The sequence below is a fragment of the Chroococcidiopsis sp. CCALA 051 genome (assembly GCF_003015105.1).
Lineage (GTDB): Bacteria > Cyanobacteriota > Cyanobacteriia > Cyanobacteriales > Chroococcidiopsidaceae > Chroococcidiopsis > Chroococcidiopsis thermalis.
Genome location: NZ_PYCI01000239.1, coordinates 1 through 3,995, shown reverse-complemented (window position 1 = coordinate 3,995; position 3,995 = coordinate 1). Strand labels below are relative to the sequence as shown.

The 3,995-nt window shown below is 43.2% G+C and carries 4 protein-coding genes; all 4 read right to left on the bottom strand.

The genetic code is table 11. The annotated features are described in order from the left end of the window. Nucleotides 1-42 precede the first annotated feature (42 nt). Nucleotides 43-1,521 carry a GAF domain-containing protein gene (locus tag C7Y66_RS30070; protein ID WP_233222916.1) on the bottom strand — a complete coding sequence of 493 codons (1,479 nt, stop codon included), beginning with the start codon at nt 1,519-1,521 and terminating at the stop codon, nt 43-45. Nucleotides 1,522-1,734: 213 nt separating this feature from the next. Beyond that, a complete protein-coding gene (locus C7Y66_RS30065; RefSeq protein ID WP_015156174.1) occupies nt 1,735-2,124 on the bottom strand; it encodes a response regulator in 390 nt (129 codons plus the stop codon). A gap of 164 nt (nt 2,125-2,288) precedes the next feature. Further along, nucleotides 2,289-3,638, bottom strand: coding sequence for an alkaline phosphatase (locus C7Y66_RS30060; protein WP_106548336.1), 1,350 nt, complete (start codon nt 3,636-3,638; stop codon nt 2,289-2,291). Between the two features lie 150 nt (nt 3,639-3,788). Further along, nucleotides 3,789-3,995, bottom strand: a 207-nt coding sequence (locus tag C7Y66_RS31510; protein WP_158266030.1) for a hypothetical protein, incomplete at its 5' end; no start/stop codon positions are given.

The following is a 3,995-nucleotide window of genomic DNA, read 5'->3' as shown; positions in this document are numbered from 1 at the left end:
TTTGTTCTAAAAGGCACTCTATCGGTTCGATGGCTTTTCTGTCTACTGCCAAGCGCCAAAAACTGTCCGAAGTATTGCTTTTAACTCTACTTCGTTGTAGTAAAGCCCTTCTTTGAGCAATTTCAAATAATTAAGCGTGGCTGCTAAAGGCGTGCGTAATTCATGACTGGTGGAGGAGAGAAAATCTGATTTGAGGCGATTGGCTTCTTCTGCTAGGGTGCGGGCAGTCTTTAGTTCTTGATTACGTCTTTCTAACAATTGCCTCTGTTGTCGTTCGTATTCATGCAATCGGTGCTGCATGACGGCAAGTGAGAGATGATTGGCTAGGGCTTGGACTAATTCTATTTCCGAACTCGTCCATTCTTTGCTTTGTCCTCGTTTTAATTCTCGCCAAGCCTCAAAAGAATGCCTCACTCTGGAAATACGTTCGTCAGGATCGAATCTTCCCGCCCAGGTAATATCAGTATCGATCGCATCGCGGAAAATAGTGAGGCAACCCAAGGTTTCACTACCATAATGCAAGGGCAAAACAAATAGGCTACGGATATTCGTAGTTTGAAAGGCAGGAGCAACTTCTAGTAACTCCGGTGCTTGATAAAGATTGGCGATCGCCACATACCCGTGCTGGGGGTTTCTACCAACACCAGCCATCAACTGTTGCCAAAATGGAGCATTTTCCAACATCCCTTGAGGTTGGGCTTTATCAGTATAAATTTCTGTGATTTGTGCTTGCCCTGTAGGACAAAGATATAGTCTGCCACCAGAACCATCAACGCTGTTAACAATACTTTCAAGCGCAATTTGTAAAATTGTTTGAATTGAGTGGGGAGAGTGGAGGAGAGTTGAAATTTTGTTGATTAATTCTTGTCGAATAGCTCTTTCGCGTGCTTGCGTCAGCAGTTGGGATTGAGAAATGGCGATCGCCAGGTGTTCTACAACGAGTCGTACTACGTCTAATTGTTCCTGACGAAAAGTCTTTGGTTGCGCGTGGTGACAAGCTAGCAACCCCCACAACTGGCGATCGTGAAGAATTGGGATGACTAGGGAAGACTGCACCCCCATAGCTGTGAGATATTCGACGTGACAAGGATCGACGGGGCGTTGGAGAATTTCTGTAACGGTTCTTTGCTGAACTTCCTCTAACGTCAAATCTCCTGTAGTTTGGGGAGATTTTAAATAGCTGAGGCTAATCTGTTGTTGGGGAACGTCCACAATCGATCGCGCCCCAATTTTGACAAACATCTCCCGTGCGTGGGCAGGAATATCATCTGCGGGAAAGTGCAACCCTAGCAAAGATGGTAAACGCTTTGCCGCGATCGCTTCAGCAATCACTTGTCCCGTTCCATCAGGATGAAATTTATAAACTTTGACTCTATCTATTTGTAAAAATGCCCGAATCTCCTGCACGGCAACAGAGAGAATCTGCTGTAGTTCCAAAGATTGATGGATGCGATTCGTAATCCGATTTAACAGAGAATTTCGGTTCAGTCCCGCTCGATTTGGATGTTTTTTATGACGCATATTTTTGAAAGTCGGGAGTCGGGAGGATAAGAGGACAAGGGGGACAAGGAAGACAAGGGGGACAAGGGAGAGCGCTCTCGAAAATTCTTTGAGTGTCCTCCCGCATTTCCCATACTTCCAACACTTCCCACACTTCCCACACCCTTTCTTCACTGGTCACTCTCTCAGCCCCCTCAGTTCCCTGCTCCCTGCTCCCTATTCACTGATAACTGATTACCTATTTACCAATAATTGTTGCAATTGCCGTGAAATCTCATCTAACCCTGCATCTTTAGCTAAGAAAGCATCAGCTTCTTTACAGAAAATCTCGCCACTATTCAATTCATTTTTTCCAATAAATGCGGTCACTAACACGAGAATGGGAGGTTCTAGTAAAACTTCTCTGATATAGCGAATAAATTTCCGCCCGTCAATTTCTCCGTAAGCATCGGGTGGCAGAGACAGATCGACCATAATTAAGTCATACTGCCGCACATCTTGAATCAAATCTTCGATGAGCGAGGTAGCATCGTTGAAAATAGACACTTCAAAGGTGTTTTTTAAAAAACGCTGAAGTGCCATGCACCAATTGCGATCGTCATCTAGTACTGCGATTCGGCACATGCAAAGGTAAGCCCATAAAACTTGATAAATCTTTACTAAACGTAGGCAAATTTTGACTAACTTCTTTTAGCTTAAAACTAGATAACCATTCGTTAGTTAAAAAAATAATTAAGCTAGAGGCGATCGCAAAGCATGTACGATCTCTGCCTCACAAGATAGCACTTTTAAGGAGAGCTGGACGGCAAAGTTTTAGTAAATAAACTTCTATACATCAATCTATAAATCTCAGTATTATCTATAGTAGGTTGCATCCTTGCAGCGTTCATTCCGTGTGCTTTGGCAACAATCGATCCGGCATTGTCGGCAAAACCAGTCCAGGCGATCGCAAATGGAAAACGCTGTCCTCTAGCGTCGGGTGCAGAAACAAAAGGTAACGTACCTGTACCATCTCTACCATCCAAAGGTGCGCCATTTTTCTGTCTAGGAGGTAAAGGCTGGTTCAGTGGCATATTGCTTATCTGTTCGCCAATGACTTCTAACCCGCTAGCATCGCTATCTGCGGCTGTTAATAACATAGTATTGGGATTTTGCTCGATAAACTTCATTGCTACCCCAACTGCATCATCTGCCCGTTTCATGGCTTCGAGACAGCCTTTAGCATTGTTGTAATTAGAAAAGTTATCCGTTCCTTCCTCCTCTTGAACGATAAAAAAGGGTTTCGATCTATTAGATAAAACCCTCAGCGTTGTTTGTAACATTTCTGCCGCAGTTGGCGCACTCTCGATATACAACGGTAGCTTTTGCTTTTTCAAATCCTCTTCTGGTTCATCGTTGTAAGTATCTTCAGCTGCAAATATGCCTAAAACTTTTTTGGTGTTAGTGGGTAGTTTCAATAGTTCCTCGCGGTTGTATACCACAGCATAACCTTTACGTTTTGCTAGATCGATTAGATTTACGCCGTCTTCCCGTTTACCTGACTTAGCGTGTCGTCCAGTTTTTTCTTTGGGAAGATACCAAACTTCTCCACCACCCAAAATGATATCTACGCCAGACTCAACAATTTGTTTGGTAATCTCTGCGTGTGCTTGACGATTTTTTACCTTAGCTAAGAAAGCACCAGTACCAGGTTCGCTAATAATACCCGAGTTAATAATTGCTGTTGGAATACCTTGGGCGATCGCTTCTTGCATAATTGTCTGTGGCTTGCCTGAAAGTGCTGTCACTGGCTTTCCAGTTTCGTCTAAGCCGTAAGAGTCAGCATCTACCTTCACTCCTGTAGCATGAGTCACAGCACCAGCATTAGAAGTGGCAGTCAGCTGATTTTTCATGTGTCCTAAGTAGACACCAAGATGAGACATGCGATCCCAATTCAGCCTACCATCGGAACCGTAATTGAGAAAACGGGCAGCTCCCCAGTGGGAAGGACTCGCACCATCGGGATGCAGAAAAATAACATTTCCAGTGTCAAGGCTAGTACTTTGATTCGTCTGGGAAAAAGTGCGGGCGACAATAGCTAAAGTGGCGATCGCAGTTGTGGCAACTAGACCAATTGCAAACGTTTTGCGTTGCGTCATAAAAAATTTTGGTAATTGGTAATTGGTAATTGGTAATTGGTGTTAATTCTTTTGCTTCAGGCAATGTACATTTATATTGACTCTGCCTTCATCTGTCTTTAATCGTCAGGTGGGCATTACCCACCATGCATTGAAATTCTATTTTTAGTTTTATTTAAAAGTATTAGCCCAAATAATTAAAATAAAAAATAATAACAAAGGAATGCTAGATGTAAATGTAGCAATTCCTAAAATAATCCTCCATGTCTTGTTTTTCCACTCTAACCCAATCAAAACCGTGCCAATCATAATAAAAATACTACTTTTGACGAGCATGACTAGACCAAGCCATCCAACTGCATAGCCGCATCCCCATCC